Here is a 14262-nt window from a genome sequence, read left to right as displayed (position 1 = left end):
GGGTCATCTTGTGAGGTGATCGAACCCGCCACCCGGATTTGACTTTTGTCGAGAGCCGTGACTAATGTCAGCCGAGGAGACGGCATGGCGATCAGACCGGCAGAACAGCTCATCCACAAGGCCGCCTGGCTGTATTATGCCCATGGCCTTCGCCAGGACGAAGTGGCGACCCAGCTCAAGATTTCGCGTGCATCGGTCGCCATGTATCTGCGCAAGGCGCGCGAGACCGGCATCGTCAACATCTCGACCTCGACGCAGCTCTTCACAGACGACGTCATGGCGCGCCGGCTGGAGGACGCTTTCGGGCTCGACGCCGTCTGGATCGCGCCGGAAAACGCCTATGTCGCCGATCCCTCAACCGACATCGCGGTGCTAGCGGCAAGCGTGTTCCTCGAACTGGTGAAGAAGGGCGACCGGATCGGCGTCGCCTGGGGCCGCACCGTCTACACCATTGCCGACATCATGTCCTATGCCGACCTGCAGGACGTCACGGTGGTGCAGCTCTGCGGCAATCTTGGCGCCCCCTACTCCTACCGCCCCGACCAATGCACGATGGAAATCGCGCGGCGGCTGAACGCCAAGGGTCTCAACTTCTACGCACCCCTGGTGCTGTCGACCGAAGCGCTGGCGCAAGGCCTGCGCGCCGAGCCGGTGATCCGCGACCAGCTTGCTGGAATCAGCGACTGCGACCTCGCGCTCTATTCCGTCGGCGCGGTCGATGCCGACAGCCATCTGGTGAAGTGCGGCGCGCTGACGCCGACCGAGATGGCGGCGCTGCGCAAGGAAGGCGCCGCCGGCGTGATCGCCGGACAGATCATCGACGCCAAAGGCGAAGTGCTCGACTGCGGCTACAACAAGCGGGTCATTTCCGCCGAGCTCGCCTCGCTGCGCGCCATCGAGAAGCGGCTGATGGTGGTGCAGGAAGACAGCAAGTTCGAGCCGCTGCTGGCGGCGATCGCCGGCGGCCTTTGCACACATCTGGTTGTCGGCGCGCACATGGCCGGGCGCCTTCTGGACCACGCCGGCGCCGCCAGCAAAAAGGCCTCGTAGAAACCACCCTCGCCGCCTCTGTCATCAAGACGTCGCGGCTTCCCGTTCATGACCAACAGAAGACAGACATCGGACGAAGCGAAATGAAGAACCTTTGGAACGACGCCGACGCGGAAAAGATGGTTGCCGACTATGCCAAGAAGGGCGTCGGCCGCGACCTGGCGCTACGCGTCTACACGACCCGTCTGCTCGGCGGCGAGCCGCGGCTGGTGCTGCATGGCGGCGGCAACACGTCCTGCAAGACCAAGGCCACCGACCTCGTCGGCGACGAATGGGACGTGCTCTGCGTCAAGGGCAGCGGCTGGGACATGGCGGTCATCGAGCCGCAAGGCCTGCCGGCGGTCAAGATGGGCGCGCTGCTCAAGGCGCGCGCGCTTGCCGAGCTCTCCGACGAGGACATGGTGGCGCTGCAGCGCTCCAACCTCATCGACCCCTCCTCGCCCAATCCGTCGGTCGAGACGCTGCTGCATGCCTTCCTGCCGCACAAATTCGTCGACCATACCCATTCGACCGCGATCCTCGCCATCGTCGACCAGGATGACAGCAAAGCGCTGGTGAAGACCGTGTTCGGCGACAAGATGGGTTATGTGCCCTACATCAAGCCGGGCTTCGACCTCGCCAAGGTCGCGGGGGAAGTCTACGACGCGGATCCCAGCGTCGAAGGCCTGATCCTCGACAAGCACGGCATCTTCACTTTCGGCGACGATGCCCGGCAGGCCTACGACCGGATGATCCATTATGTGAACGTCGCAGAGGAATATGTCGCCAAGCACGGCAAGCCGCAGGCGGCCAAGGCGGCGCTGCCGGCAAAGCTCGCGAAGCCCGGCGACATTGCGCCGACGCTGCGCGGCGCGGTGGCCGTGGCGCGCGGCGAAGGCCGTTTCGACCGCATGATCAGTGACTTCCGCACTTCGGACGCGATCGTCGATTTCATCAATTCGGCCAAGATCGCCGACTATGCTGGCCGTGGCGTCTCGACGCCGGATCTGTCGATCCGCATCAAGACCGGGCCGATGTCGGTGCCGGCGCCCGATGCCGACAAGCTCGGCGACTACAAGTCCGTCATCCGCGGCCATGTCCAGACCTTCGTCGGCGACTACACCGCCTACTTCGAGACCAATGACGCGCTGGACGACGTCAAGCGTACGATGCTCGACCCGATGCCGCGCCTGACGCTGGTTCCTGGCCTCGGCATGTTCGGCCATGGCCGCACGCATAAGGATGCCAAGATCGCTTCCGATGTCGGCGAGATGTGGATCGAGGCCGTGCGCGGCGCCGAGGCCATCGGCAATTTCCACCCGCTTTCCAAGGCAGATCTCTTCCCGCTCGAATACTGGTCGCTGGAGCAGGCCAAGCTCGCCTCCAACAAGCCGAAGCCGCTCACCGGCCAGGTGGTGCTGATCACCGGCGGCGCCGGCGCCATCGGCGCGGCGACGGCAAAGCTGTTCGCCGCCAATGGCGCGCATGCGGTTATCGTCGACCTCGACCCGGCCAAGGCCGCCGAAGCGGCGAAGGCCGCGGGCAACAATTCGATCGGCGTCGGCGCCGACATCACCAACCCTGCCGAGATGCGCGCCGCCTTCGACAAGGCGGTCGCCGTTTATGGCGGCGTCGATATCCTGGTCTCGAACGCGGGCGCTGCCTGGGAAGGCCGTATCGGCGAGCTCGACGACGCGCTGCTGCGAAAGAGCTTCGAGCTCAATTTCTTCGCCCACCAGTCGGCGGCGCAGAACGCGGTGCGCATCATGCTGGAACAGGGCACCGGCGGCGTGCTGCTGTTCAACACCTCCAAGCAGGCGGTCAATCCCGGACCGAAATTCGGCGCCTACGGGCTGCCCAAGGCGGCGACGCTGTTCCTGTCCCGTCAATACGCGCTGGACTATGGCGCCCATGGCATCCGCTCCAACGCGGTGAATGCCGACCGTATCCGCTCCGGGCTGCTGACAGACGCCATGATCGCCAGCCGTTCGACAGCGCGCGGCCTGTCGGAGAAGGACTACATGTCCGGCAACCTGCTCGGACAGGAAGTAACCGCCGACGATGTGGCGCAGGCCTTCCTGCACCAGGCGCTGGCCGACCGCACCACGGCCGACGTGACGACGGTGGACGGCGGCAATATCGCGGCGGCGCTGCGCTGAAGATTAGGGACGGTTCGTCGTTGATGGAAACGGCGAACCGCTTCATCACCTGGTCTCGATGCTCCGGATAGAAAGCCGTTTCGGCCTTCTGCTGGAAAACTGCTCTAACCGGCCAAAATCCGCCCAAACCCTCGGCTTACTGCTAGGACAGCTTTGAGGGGGTGCCTTGCGCCTCATAGGCGAGACGCAAGGCTGGAGTCGGAATGCAATCGAGCGAAGTGCCCTATTTCAGCCAGTGGGAATCGCCCGACATGACTTTGCCGCTTGTGGCGGAAGGTCCGTCGGCGCTCCACCGCGACCCGCTATGGCGCAACTCCGGCGCCGAGACGGTGGAGGACTACGCCCGCTGGGCCGTCAATGTCTGCGGCATGGCCTGCCTGAAGATGATCCTTGCCGTGCGCGGCGAAATCCATCCGACACTCGAGCTCGCCCGCGCCTGCACAGCCTATGGCGGCTACGTCGTCAACGAGGTGGACGGCTCGATCAAGGGTCTGATCTACGAGCCCTTCGTCCGCTTCGTCCGCGACCGGTTCGGCCTCTCCGCCGAAACGATGACAAACATCGATATTGCGATGGTGCCCGGGCTTCTGTCGCGGCGCAGGTTCTTCATCGCTTCGGTGCATCCAGGCATCCGCTGGCCCGAGCGCGAGCCGCCTTCCAAGGGCGGGCATCTGGTGCTGGTTACAGCGGCCTCGGAGGGCGAAATCCGGTTTCACAACCCTTCCGGCCACGACGAGAAAAGCCAGGTGAATGCAACTCTGCCGCCGGCGACCTTCGACCGTTTCTTCGCCAATCGCGGCATCGCCGTCGATTTCCAATCCTGATCATCCCCGGAGATGCCCGTGACCGTCAAAAGACTGCGTATCGGTGTGCTCTTCGGCGGCCGCTCCGCCGAGCATGAGGTGTCGCTGCTTTCGGCGGCTAACGTCATGCAAGCACTCGATCCGGCGAAATATGACGCCGTTCCGATCTTCGTCACACGCGAGGGTCAATGGCTGCTGAGCAGCTACCGGGACAGCGCGCTCGCGACCCCTTCAAGCGGCGCCGAGATTTGCCTGGTGCCGGGCGGCCATGGCCGCATGCTGGCCATCCCGGCCGGCGGACCGCCGCATGAACTCCCCGCCATCGATATCCTGTTTCCGGTCCTGCACGGTCTGCATGGCGAAGACGGCGCCGCGCAGGGGCTGGCCGAAGTGGCGCAAGTGCCGCTCGCCGGCTGCGGCATCCTCGGCTCCGCCACCGCGCTCGACAAGGACATCGCCAAGCGGCTGCTGAAGGCGGCGGGGGTGCCTGTCGCGCGCTCGGTGACGATCGAGGCGGATGCCGCGCCTTCGCTGGGCATGCTCGAAGATCAGCTTGGCCTGCCGCTGTTCATCAAGCCGGCGCGGCAAGGCTCGTCGGTCGGCGTGGCAAAGGTCAATGCCAGCCAGGAATTCGATCGGGCGCTGACTGAAGCGTTCCAGCACGACAGCAAGCTGCTGGCCGAGGAATTCGTTCGTGGCCGCGAGATCGAGTTCAGTGTGCTGGAGAGCCCCGAAGGCGAGCTCTTCGTCTCGCGGCCGGGTGAGATCGTGCCTGCGGAAAGCCACGGCTTCTACAATTACAACGCCAAATACATCGATGAAAACGGCGCTGCATTGATCGTGCCGGCAGAGCTGCCGCCGAAGGTCGAGGAAGCCATGCGCGCCATGGCCGCGAAGGCCTTCAGGGCCCTCGGCTGCGACGGGATGGCGAGGGTCGACTTCTTCCTGAGGCCGGACATGCAATTCTTGGTCAACGAGCTCAACACCATTCCCGGCTTCACCAACATTAGCATGTACGCCAAGGCGATGGCGGCGAGCGGCGTCAGCTATCCCGAGGTCATCGACCGGCTGGTGGCGCATGGGTTGGCCCGCGCCAGCCGGTAAGGTCAACGCCTGGCTGCCTCACTCCGGAAGACCGGCCTTCAGGAAGCCGTCGACGAAATGCCTGAGCGTCGCGTCATCACGGAACGGTTCCGTCTCCACCCAGTGCTGCGTGGAGAAGTGCGGGTTGCCGACGAGGAACAGTGCGACCTCAGTGCGGGCCTCGTCGAGGCGGCCGAGCTGGGCAAGGCTTGCCGCCAGGAAGCGGCGTGAGCTGGTGCGGTAGGTCTCGTCGCGGCGCAGCGTCTCGACGGCCGCCTCGTAATCGCCGGCCGCATACTGCCCCTGGCCAAGGGTCAGGTAATACCAGCTTGGCGGAAACGGGTTCAGTCGGAAAGCCTTGCGAATGTGCTCCAGACCCTCCTCGATTTTCCCAGCCAGCACCTCGATGTCGGACAAGGTCGCCCAGATATCGGCCTCGTTCGGGTCGAGCTCGATCGCCTTGGCGAATTCGGCGTCCGACTGCTCGAAATCTCGCTCATAGGCAAGAAGGTTCGCCAGCACCCAGCGGCAACCGGCATCGTTGGGATCGATCGCCACGGCCTTGCGTGCCAACGCTAGAGATGTGCTGCGGGCGGGCTCGAACGGCTCGCCCCAATGCACCCAGCCCATCCAGTGATTCATCGCCAGCCAGCGATAGGCCTCGGCGTAGTCCGGATCGAGCGTGATCGCGCGCGTCAGCATCAGATGCGCTTCGCGCGCCATTTGCGGCGACTCGTCGAACATTTTGCGCGCCCGCACGACGAGATCATAGGCTTCGAGGTTCTTCGGCCGGTTGCGCTCCGGCAGCGCGCGCAGCCGGCCGAGCAACGCCTCCACGATCTTGGCCGTCACTTCGTCCTGAACGGCGAAGATATCTTCGAGGCCTCGATCGAAGCGTTCCGCCCAGAGATGTTCTCCGCTCACCGCATCGACAAGCTGCGCATTGATGCGAACGCGCCCCGCGGCACGCCGCGCGCTGCCTTCCAAGAGGTAACGCACGCCGAGCTCCCTGGCGATCATGCGCACATCCATCGCCCTGCCCTTGTAGGCAAACACCGAGTTGCGGGCGATGACGAACAGGCCACCCATTCTGGAGAGATCGGTGATCAAGTCCTCGGTCAAGCCGTCCGCAAACGACACCTGTTCTGGATCGTTGCCGAAAGCCACGAAAGGCAGCACGGCGATCGACGGTTTGTCGGGCAGCGGCAAAGGCCTCTTCTGAGCGCCGTCGAGCTTTTCGATGGCGCCTGTAAAACGGTAGCCAACGCGCGGGATCGTGGCGATCCAGTCGCCGCCGTCGATGGCGGGACCAAGCAGCTTCCTGAGCTGCGCGATCTGGACGGTGAGGTTGCCTTCCTCGACGGCCGTGCCTGGCCACGCCGCATCCATCAGTTCGGCCTTGGCCAGAATTTCGCCAGGACGGCCGACAAGCGCCTCGAGGAGCTTGAGCCCACGGTGGCCGGCGGCAACGGGAACATCGTCCCGGAGCAGCGTTCCCGCGCCTGGATCAAACACGAACGGCCCAAATGCAAAGCGCGATCCCTGCATGCGGCGATCTATAGCCGATTTGGAAGTTTTGAGAACTATTTGGGAGGGCTTAATTACGCCGCCGGCCGGCTGCTGCAGAGTTCAACCTCAATCAAATCGAAGGTTTCAATCCCTCGACCGTATGGAGGTTGCCATGAACGATATCGTTGTCTCCTGCACGGATCTGACGGCACGGCCGGCGATGCCCAAGGCGGTCCGCCGTTACAGCCTTGCCGCCTTGCGCAGCCTTATCGCGGCCCGCCGCAAGCAGGCCCGCTTTCGCTTCGACCTCAAGCGCATGGTGACGGACAATCCGCACCTGATCGACGATATCGGTCTGACGAAGGAAGAAGTCGAACTGGAGATCGCCAAGCTGCCCTTCTGGCAGCGATGAGGCCACGGCGCTATCGCCAGAAAGACAGAGAGCGGCCCGTGGGACCGCTCTCTTCGTTTTGCGACTGCCAGGCCCTTACTTGGCGTTCGGGTTCGGCATCCAGGCCGGCATAGCGACATCGGCATGGGCGAACTGCGGCAGCTTGGCCGATAGGTCCTCCATGTTCTTGATGTCCTTGTCGATGAGCTCCTTCTGGGTGATCAGCGTCGGCGGCACGATGACGTTGTGGCCGGGATCCTCGCCGGCGAGCAGCTGCGCCAGCGCGCGCACCGAGACCTGGCCGACGACGGCCGGGTTGGTAGCGGCGGTGGCGGCCCAGGCGCTGTCGGCCTCGCGCATCGCCGAGATGTCCGAGGTCGAGATGTCGGCCGAATAGATCTTGATCTTCTTGTTCAGACCAGCCTCATCGACGGCGATCTTCACGCCCTTGGCGAACTCGTCATAGGGCGCGAACATCACGTTGATGTCGGGATGCGCCTGCAGCACCGAGCGCGCCTGGTTGGCGACGGAGTTGGCGATCGGGTTGTCGAGCGTACCGAACTGCGCGACCTCGCTGATGCCCGCATTCTTTTTCTTCACGTCCACCCAGGTCTCGTTGCGGCGGTCGAGCGGCGCGATGCCGGCGACATAGACATAGCCGGCCTTCCAGCTCTCGCCATTGTCCTTGACCGCCTGCTCCAGCGCGAGCTTGGCGAGATCCTTGTCGGACTGCTCGATCTGCGGGATCTTCGGGTTTTCGACATTGACGTCGAACGCGACGACCTTGATGCCAGCGTCCACCGCGCGCTGGGCGGCGTCCTTCATCGATTCCGTCAGGCCGTGCTGGATGATGATGCCCTGCACGCCGAGCGCGATGGCCTGGTCGACCATGTCGGCCTGGAGCGCGGCGTCCTGGCGGCTGTCGAGCACGCGCAGGTCGACACCGAGCGCCTTGGCCTGCGCCTCGACGCCGGAGAGATAAGCCTGGAAGAAGTCACCGGTCGAGAGATAGCGCACCAGCGCGATCTTGACGCCCGGCTTGTCGAACGGCGCCGGGCGGTCGGCCGCCAGGGCGGTGCCCTGCATCAGCAGCGCCGCGCCCGCCAGGCCGAGTGCGGCCTTCCCCAAAAGTCTTCTTGTAATGCTCACGTCGTTTTCCTCCGTTGTTCTATCCACTATGCCCCGGTCGAAACTAGCTCTTGCCCCTGCCGGAAAGGGCGAAGGTGAAGACAAGGGCGACGACGAGAACCGCGCCCTTGACGAAATCCTGCGTGTAGTAGGGAGCGTTCATCATCGTCAGGCCCTGCAGCAGGACGCCGACGAACACGGCGCCGACGGCGGTGCCGAAGGCGTTGGGCTTGGCGGCGCCGAGCACGGCGTAGCCGATGAGCGCCGCCGCCACCGCGTCGAGCAGCAGATTATTACCCGAGGCGATATCGCCACGTCCAAGCCGGGCGGCGAGCAGAATGCCGCCGATCGAGGCAAATACTCCAGAAATGACGTAGGCCCAGATCTTGTATGCCTTGACAGGCGCGCCGGCGAGTTCGGCGGCGCGTTCGTTGGAGCCGACGGCATACATCATGCGGCCGAAGCGGGTGTATTCGAGGAAGAACCAGATCAGCACCGCGAGCACAACGAGCACGACCACCGAGACCGGGATGAGGTTCGGGAGGAAGAAGTCGATGCGGTGGCGGCCGAGCGCCAGGAAGGCCTCGCTGAATTTGCCGTTGGCGACTGAGCCGTCGGGCATGGTCATGCCAGTGGCGATCGAGCGCCCTTCCGTCGGGATGCGCTGCAGGCCGAGCAGCAGGAACATCATGCCGAGCGTCGCCAGCAGATCAGGCACGCGCATGTAGACGATCAGCCAGCCATTTATCAGGCCGACGATCACGCCGATGACCAGACAGGCGATGACCGCGACGACGGCGTTCTGCTGCAGCACCACCATGGCGTAGGAGGCGGCCATCATGGCGCTGGTGGCGACCGAGCCGATCGACAGATCGAAGCCGCCAACGACGAGCGTTGCGGTGACGCCGAGCGCCAGCACGCCGGTAATGGCAACAGACTGGAAGATGAAGACGGCGCTCTGAGGCGAGACGAAACCGTCGGCGGAGATCGCGAAATAGGCGATCAGCCCGACCAGCAGGACGATGAAGCCGTAGCGGATGGCATAGTCGCGCATCATTCAGCGCCCCGCCGCGCGGCTTTCCAACCCAAACTCATTTTCCATTCCACTCCATGCAATTCTTCGTTTTGATGGATGTCGTTTTCCCAAAACCGCTACGCACTTTTGGGCGACATGCATTGGACCTCACGCCGCGCTGTGAAGCGGCCCTCCGGCCACTTCGGCCAGCAAGCGGTCAAGGTCGATATCGGCGTTCCTGTGCTCGCCAACGATCGTGTGTTCCGACATCACCAGGATGCGGTCGGCGGTCTCCAGCGCCTCGTCGATCTCGGTGACGAAGATCAGCGTTGCGCGGCCGTCGGCGCTGGCTCTGAGCTTCGCCGCGATGTCGCGCCTTGCCGAGATGTCGACGCCCTGGAAAGGCTCGTCGAGGATGAACAAGCGCGAGGCTTGCGACATCCAGCGCGCCACCATCACCTTCTGCTGGTTGCCGCCCGAAAGCGCCGAGAGTTCGTCCTTCTCCGAGCGGCAGACGATGCCCAGTTCGTCGATCTGGCGGCGAGCGGCTGCGCGCTCGGCGCGCTTCCTCATGACGCCGAAGCCCGACATGCGCTTGAGGAACGGCAGGCTGATGTTGCGCTCGATGTTGAAGCCGCCGACGATGCCGCTTGTCGCGCGATCCTTGGCGACGAGGAAGACGCCATGGGCGATCGCCTCGCGCGCCGATACCGGCGCATGGGGCTCGCCGTCCATGCGCATCGTGCCGGCGAGCGGCTTGCGCACGCCGAAGAGAGTTTCGGCCAAGGCTGTCTTGCCTACGCCGACCAGACCGGTGATGGCTACCACTTCGCCGGCGCCGAGCGTCATCGAGATCGGCTTCGACCCGTGCGCGATCTGCAAGCCCTCGGCGCTGAAGACGGCTTGCGCCGAATTCCTCGCGACGACCCGCTCGAGGTGGATCTTTCTGCCGAGCATGGCATTGACCGCGCCCTCGTAATCGAGCGGTTTGTGGTCGAATGCCCCGGCTATGACGCCGTCACGCATCGAGACGATACGGTCGGCGAGCCGGCGGATGTCGGACATGCGGTGCGAGATGTAGAGGATGGCGACGCCCTGCCCGCGCAGGCGGTCGATCAGCGCAAACAGGCGGTCGGCTTCGGCGCTCGACAGCGACGAGGTCGGCTCATCGAGGATAAGCACCTTCGGCTGGTGCGCCATGGCGCGCGCGATCGCCACCATCTGCCGGTCGGCAAGGGTAAGGTCGCTGACACGCGCCTTGAGGTCGATGGCGAGCCCCATGCGATCGGCGACAGCTCTCGCCTCGGCACGGACATTGGCCGGCTTGAACAAGAGCGACGCGCCCTTGCCGCTCAATCGGTCCAAAGTCAGGTTGGTGGCGACGTCGAGGTCGGCCACCACGCCGTCATTGATGTTCTGGTGCACGGTGACGACACCGGCGCGGATCGCTTCGGCCGGGGTCTGCGGGTCGAAAGCCCTGCCCGCCAGCTGCATGGAGCCAGCCCCGCGCAAATAGACACCGCTGACGATCTTGACCAGGGTGGACTTGCCTGCGCCGTTGGCGCCCATCAGCACCGTCACCTCGCCCGCAAACAGTTCTAGCGAGATGCCGCCAAGCACCTCGTTCTGGCCAAAGGATTTCCTTAAGGCCTCCACACGGAACACGGCATCTGCGCCCATTCGTTCCTCCCTGGCCGGTGACGCTATGGGCTCATTCGGCAATTGTCAACACGATTGACAATTGCCAGAGCCGTCCATAGCTTGGCCTCGCCGCCGTGGCTCCGCTATCGTCGGAAACCACGCGCAGGAGGGGAGAGAATGACCGAGAAGAAGCCGTTCGAAGCATTGTCGGTGGAGACGCTGCCAAAGCGCCTTGGCGGGACCGCGGCGTTGACCACGCGCATCGGCAGTGATGCCGCGCAGTGGAAGGTACGCGAGGTCGGCGACGGCAATCTGAACCTCGTCTTCATCGTCGAAGGAGACAAGGGCGCGGCGGTGGTGAAGCAGGCGCTACCCTATGTGCGGCTGGTCGGCGACAGCTGGCCGCTGCCGCTCAAGCGCTCCTTCTTCGAATATCACGCGCTGACCAGGCAGGAGCGCCGGGCGCCCGGCTCGGTGCCGGCGATCTACCATTTCGACGAGGACCAGGCGCTGATCGTGATGGAGTTTCTGTCGCCGCATATCATCCTGCGGCGGGCGCTGATCGACGGTCGCGAGCTGCCCAAAATCGCACGCGACATCGGCCTCTTCATGGCCCACACGCTGTTCCGCGGTTCGGACCTGTCTATGGTGACCAAAGATCGCAAGGCCGACCTGGCGCTGTTCGCCGACAATGTCGAGCTCTGCGACATCACGGAGAACCTGGTTTTCTCCGACCCCTATTTCGACGCCAAAATGAACCGGCACACCAACCCGCAACTCGACGGCTTGGTGGCCGAGTTGCGCGCCGACCGCGACCTCAAGGTCGAGGCGCAACGGCTCAAGCATCTCTTCGCCGCCAATGCCGAGACGATGCTGCATGGCGACCTGCATTCCGGCTCGATCATGGTGACAGACACCGAGACCCGGATGATCGATCCGGAATTCGCCTTCTACGGCCCGATCGCCTTCGACGTCGGCATGCTGCTCGCCAATTTCTGGATGGCCTTCTTCTCGCAGCGCGGCCATGAGGAGAAAGGCAGCCGGGACTCCATGCGCGCCTATCTGCTACGGGTCACCGCCGAGACCTGGTCGGTCTTCCGCGCCGAGTTCTCGCATCTGTGGCGCACCGAGCGCAACGGCATGCTCTACCAGAAGAGCCTTTTCGAGGATCAAGGCGACCTCCTGGGTTCCGAGCAGGCGTTCGACCATATGCTCTCAAGCATCTGGACCGACCTGCTTGGCTTTGCCGGCATCGAGGTGCACCGGCGTATTCTCGGTCTCGCCCATAATGCGGATTTCGAGACCATTGCCGATCAAGACCTGCGCGCCAGATGTGAGGCCAAGGCTTTGCGCTTCGGCCGCCACATCGCCGTCAACCGGCGCCAGATCCATAGCATCGACGAGGTCAACAAGCTGGCCGCGCTGATCGAACAGGAGAGCAGAATTTGAACGTCGGCGAACGCCACTTCCGCACCATCTGGCTGAGTGAAGACAAGCGTTCGGTCGAGATCATCGACCAGCGCTGGCTGCCGCACGAGTTCCGCATCGAGAAGATCGGAACGGTCGCCGGCATCGCCACCGCGATCCGCGACATGTGGGTGCGCGGCGCGCCGCTGATCGGCGTCACCGCCGCCTATGGCGTCGCCATCCAGATGAGCGACGACTCATCGGACGAAGCGCTCGACGCGGTGTGGGAGACGCTTCATACGACGCGACCCACCGCGATCAACCTGCGCTGGGCGCTGGACGAGATGCGGCGCTTCCTGAAGCCGCTCGCGCCCGAGCAGCGCGCGGAGGCCGCCTACCGGCGCGCCGCCGAGATCGCCGACGAGGATGTGGGACTGAACCGCGCCATAGGCGAGAACGGGCTTGCCATCATCAGGCAGATCGCGGCGCGCAAGAAGCCGGGCGAAACCGTCAACATCCTCACACATTGCAATGCCGGCTGGCTGGCGACCGTCGACTATGGCACCGCCACCGCGCCGATCTACCTGGCGACGGAAGCCGGCATTCCGGTGCATGTCTATGTCGACGAGACCAGGCCGCGCAACCAGGGCGCCCAGCTGACGGCCTGGGAGATGGCCGGCCACGGCGTGCCGCACACGCTCATCGTCGACAATGCCGGCGGCCATCTGATGCAGCATGGCGAGATCGACATGGTGATCGTCGGCACTGACCGCACGACCGCCAATGGCGACGTCTGCAACAAGATCGGCACTTATCTCAAGGCTTTGGCCGCCGCCGACAACGACGTGCCGTTCTATGTCGCGCTCCCCTCACCCACCATAGACTGGACGGTGGCCGACGGGCTGGCCGAGATCCCGATCGAGGAGCGCTCCGGCGACGAGGTTTCGCTGGTCTGGGGCCGGACCGCAGACGGCAAGATCGCGCAGGTGCGGGTTTCGCCCGACGCGACGCCGGCGGCGAACCCGGCCTTCGACGTGACGCCGGCGCGGCTGGTAACGGGCCTGATCACCGAGCGCGGCGTGGCGAAGGCCTCACGCGAGGGGTTGAGGGCAATGTTCCCGGAGCGGGGGTGACTGGGTGATCTCCCCAGCGCGTCGTCATTCTCGGGCTTGACCCGAGAATCCATGCCGTGACCTCCATCATCGAGCGCAACGGTGCAGAATTCTGTAGCTGTTGCAATACCTTAGCGTCACGGCATGGATCCTAGGGTCTGCGCGCGTCGCTTCGCTCCTTGCTCCGCCCTAGGATGACGATCGAGGTGTCATCGCCAATTGACAGCACCCACGCTCCTCTTCCATAAAACCACCGTTAATGTTCTCAGGGCGGGGTGAAAGTCCCCACCGGCGGTAAGAGCTTCGGCTCAAGCCCGCGAGCGCCTTCTGGAAACGGAAGGGACAGCAGATCCGGTGTGATTCCGGAGCCGACGGTTACAGTCCGGATGGAAGAGAACGATCGCAAAGACGGCCCTCTCGCGGGCCGTATTGTTGCGTCGTGCGTCCTGATTCTGGTTCGAAACGGAAGGAAGGACCCATGAATCAGCATTTCCCCAAAGACCAACAGACCCGCCGCGTCGCCGTCATCCGGGCGCGCTGGCACGCAGACATCGTCGACCAATGCGTTACAGCCTTCGAGGCCGAGCTTGACGTTCTCGGCGATGGGAACTTCGCCGTCGACATCTTCGATGTGCCGGGCGCCTACGAGATCCCGCTGCACGCCAAGACGCTCGCCGAGACCGGCCGCTACGCGGCGATCCTCGGCACCGCCTTCGTCGTCAATGGCGGCATCTATCGCCACGACTTCGTGGCGGGCGCCGTTCTGGACGGCATGATGACCGTGCAGCTTGCGACCGGCGTGCCGGTGCTGTCGGCCGTGCTGACGCCGCACAACTACCGTGACAGCGCCGAGCACCACCGTTTCTTCCACGAACATTTCGAGGTGAAGGGCCAGGAGGCGGCGAAGGCCTGCGTCGATATCCTCGCCGCACGCGCGCGGATCGCCGCCTGAAACAAGGTGCCGGGTGGGGTTTCCCACCCGGCA

The 14262-nt window shown here is 64.3% G+C and carries 12 protein-coding genes and 1 riboswitch; of the genes, 8 read left to right on the top strand and 4 right to left on the bottom strand.

Annotation, left to right across the window (positions count from 1 at the left end; translation table 11 throughout):
- The first annotated feature begins 84 nt into the window (after nt 1-84).
- The 4 genes from Q0L57_RS08490 to Q0L57_RS08475 all read left to right on the top strand — a co-directional run bounded on the left by Q0L57_RS08490 (nt 85) and on the right by Q0L57_RS08475 (nt 5095).
- Complete coding sequence (locus Q0L57_RS08490) at nt 85-1050, top strand: sugar-binding transcriptional regulator (RefSeq protein WP_296741094.1); 966 nt, start codon at nt 85-87, stop codon at nt 1048-1050.
- 83 nt (nt 1051-1133) lie between these two features.
- Nucleotides 1134-3188: a bifunctional aldolase/short-chain dehydrogenase gene (locus tag Q0L57_RS08485; RefSeq protein ID WP_296741091.1), complete on the top strand. Its 2055-nt coding sequence runs from the start codon at nt 1134-1136 to the stop codon at nt 3186-3188.
- A gap of 203 nt (nt 3189-3391) precedes the next feature.
- Entirely contained in the window at nt 3392-4012 is a 621-nt protein-coding gene (locus Q0L57_RS08480) for a C39 family peptidase (RefSeq protein ID WP_296741088.1), read from the top strand.
- A 12-nt stretch (nt 4013-4024) separates the two neighbouring features.
- Entirely contained in the window at nt 4025-5095 is a 1071-nt protein-coding gene (locus tag Q0L57_RS08475) for a D-alanine--D-alanine ligase family protein (RefSeq protein WP_296741085.1), read from the top strand.
- An 18-nt stretch (nt 5096-5113) separates the two neighbouring features.
- Here the strand turns inward: Q0L57_RS08475 and Q0L57_RS08470 are convergent, their stop codons facing one another.
- Nucleotides 5114-6622: a winged helix-turn-helix domain-containing tetratricopeptide repeat protein gene (locus Q0L57_RS08470; protein ID WP_296741082.1), complete on the bottom strand. Its 1509-nt coding sequence runs from the start codon at nt 6620-6622 to the stop codon at nt 5114-5116.
- A gap of 181 nt (nt 6623-6803) precedes the next feature.
- Here Q0L57_RS08470 and Q0L57_RS08465 point away from each other — a divergent pair, with 181 nt between their 5' ends.
- Entirely contained in the window at nt 6804-6995 is a 192-nt protein-coding gene (locus tag Q0L57_RS08465) for a DUF1127 domain-containing protein (RefSeq protein WP_296741112.1), read from the top strand.
- Between the two features lie 75 nt (nt 6996-7070).
- On the opposite strand, the gene Q0L57_RS08460 is transcribed toward Q0L57_RS08465, so the two are convergent.
- From Q0L57_RS08460 to Q0L57_RS08450, 3 genes are all read right to left on the bottom strand, one after another.
- The gene (locus Q0L57_RS08460; RefSeq protein WP_296741079.1) at nt 7071-8123 is read right to left on the bottom strand and encodes a substrate-binding domain-containing protein; all 1053 of its coding nucleotides are present in this window, start codon (nt 8121-8123) and stop codon (nt 7071-7073) included.
- Between the two features lie 43 nt (nt 8124-8166).
- The gene (locus tag Q0L57_RS08455) at nt 8167-9159 is read right to left on the bottom strand and encodes an ABC transporter permease (protein ID WP_296741077.1); all 993 of its coding nucleotides are present in this window, start codon (nt 9157-9159) and stop codon (nt 8167-8169) included.
- A gap of 126 nt (nt 9160-9285) precedes the next feature.
- On the bottom strand, nt 9286-10797 hold the full coding sequence (locus tag Q0L57_RS08450; RefSeq protein WP_296741075.1) for a sugar ABC transporter ATP-binding protein: 1512 nt from the start codon (nt 10795-10797) through the stop codon (nt 9286-9288).
- Nucleotides 10798-10935: 138 nt separating this feature from the next.
- Here Q0L57_RS08450 and mtnK point away from each other — a divergent pair, with 138 nt between their 5' ends.
- The 3 genes from mtnK (at nt 10936) to Q0L57_RS08435 (ending at nt 14229) form a co-directional block, all read left to right on the top strand.
- Complete coding sequence (gene mtnK / locus Q0L57_RS08445; protein ID WP_296741072.1) at nt 10936-12207, top strand: S-methyl-5-thioribose kinase; 1272 nt, start codon at nt 10936-10938, stop codon at nt 12205-12207.
- Nucleotides 12204-13298 (top strand): S-methyl-5-thioribose-1-phosphate isomerase, encoded by a 1095-nt coding sequence (gene mtnA / locus Q0L57_RS08440; protein WP_296741069.1) that lies wholly within the window; start codon nt 12204-12206, stop codon nt 13296-13298. The genes mtnK and mtnA overlap by 4 nt, the downstream gene beginning before the upstream one ends.
- Before the next feature lie 236 nt (nt 13299-13534).
- Nucleotides 13535-13679: riboswitch (FMN riboswitch) on the top strand.
- A gap of 76 nt (nt 13680-13755) precedes the next feature.
- Complete coding sequence (locus Q0L57_RS08435) at nt 13756-14229, top strand: 6,7-dimethyl-8-ribityllumazine synthase (protein WP_296741066.1); 474 nt, start codon at nt 13756-13758, stop codon at nt 14227-14229.
- Nucleotides 14230-14262: the final 33 nt, after the last annotated feature.

The organism is Mesorhizobium sp., assembly GCF_024509055.1.
Lineage (GTDB): Bacteria > Pseudomonadota > Alphaproteobacteria > Rhizobiales > Rhizobiaceae > Mesorhizobium.
The sequence above is the reverse complement of the archived record's forward strand: the minus strand, read 5'-3'. Positions and strand labels throughout refer to the sequence as shown.

Excerpts from the sequence above, each read along its gene's own strand:
- Q0L57_RS08490 (WP_296741094.1), top strand. The coding sequence starts at position 85 with ATGGCGATCAGACCGGCAGAACAGCTCATCCACAAGGCCGCCTGGCTG.
- Q0L57_RS08485 (WP_296741091.1), top strand. The coding sequence starts at position 1,134 with ATGAAGAACCTTTGGAACGACGCCGACGCGGAAAAGATGGTTGCCGAC.
- Q0L57_RS08480 (WP_296741088.1), top strand. The coding sequence starts at position 3,392 with ATGCAATCGAGCGAAGTGCCCTATTTCAGCCAGTGGGAATCGCCCGAC.
- Q0L57_RS08475 (WP_296741085.1), top strand. The coding sequence starts at position 4,025 with ATGCCCGTGACCGTCAAAAGACTGCGTATCGGTGTGCTCTTCGGCGGC.
- Q0L57_RS08470 (WP_296741082.1), bottom strand. The coding sequence starts at position 6,622 with ATGCAGGGATCGCGCTTTGCATTTGGGCCGTTCGTGTTTGATCCAGGC.
- Q0L57_RS08465 (WP_296741112.1), top strand. The coding sequence starts at position 6,804 with ATGCCCAAGGCGGTCCGCCGTTACAGCCTTGCCGCCTTGCGCAGCCTT.
- Q0L57_RS08455 (WP_296741077.1), bottom strand. The coding sequence starts at position 9,159 with ATGATGCGCGACTATGCCATCCGCTACGGCTTCATCGTCCTGCTGGTC.
- Q0L57_RS08450 (WP_296741075.1), bottom strand. The coding sequence starts at position 10,797 with ATGGGCGCAGATGCCGTGTTCCGTGTGGAGGCCTTAAGGAAATCCTTT.
- mtnK (WP_296741072.1), top strand. The coding sequence starts at position 10,936 with ATGACCGAGAAGAAGCCGTTCGAAGCATTGTCGGTGGAGACGCTGCCA.
- Q0L57_RS08435 (WP_296741066.1), top strand. The coding sequence starts at position 13,756 with ATGAATCAGCATTTCCCCAAAGACCAACAGACCCGCCGCGTCGCCGTC.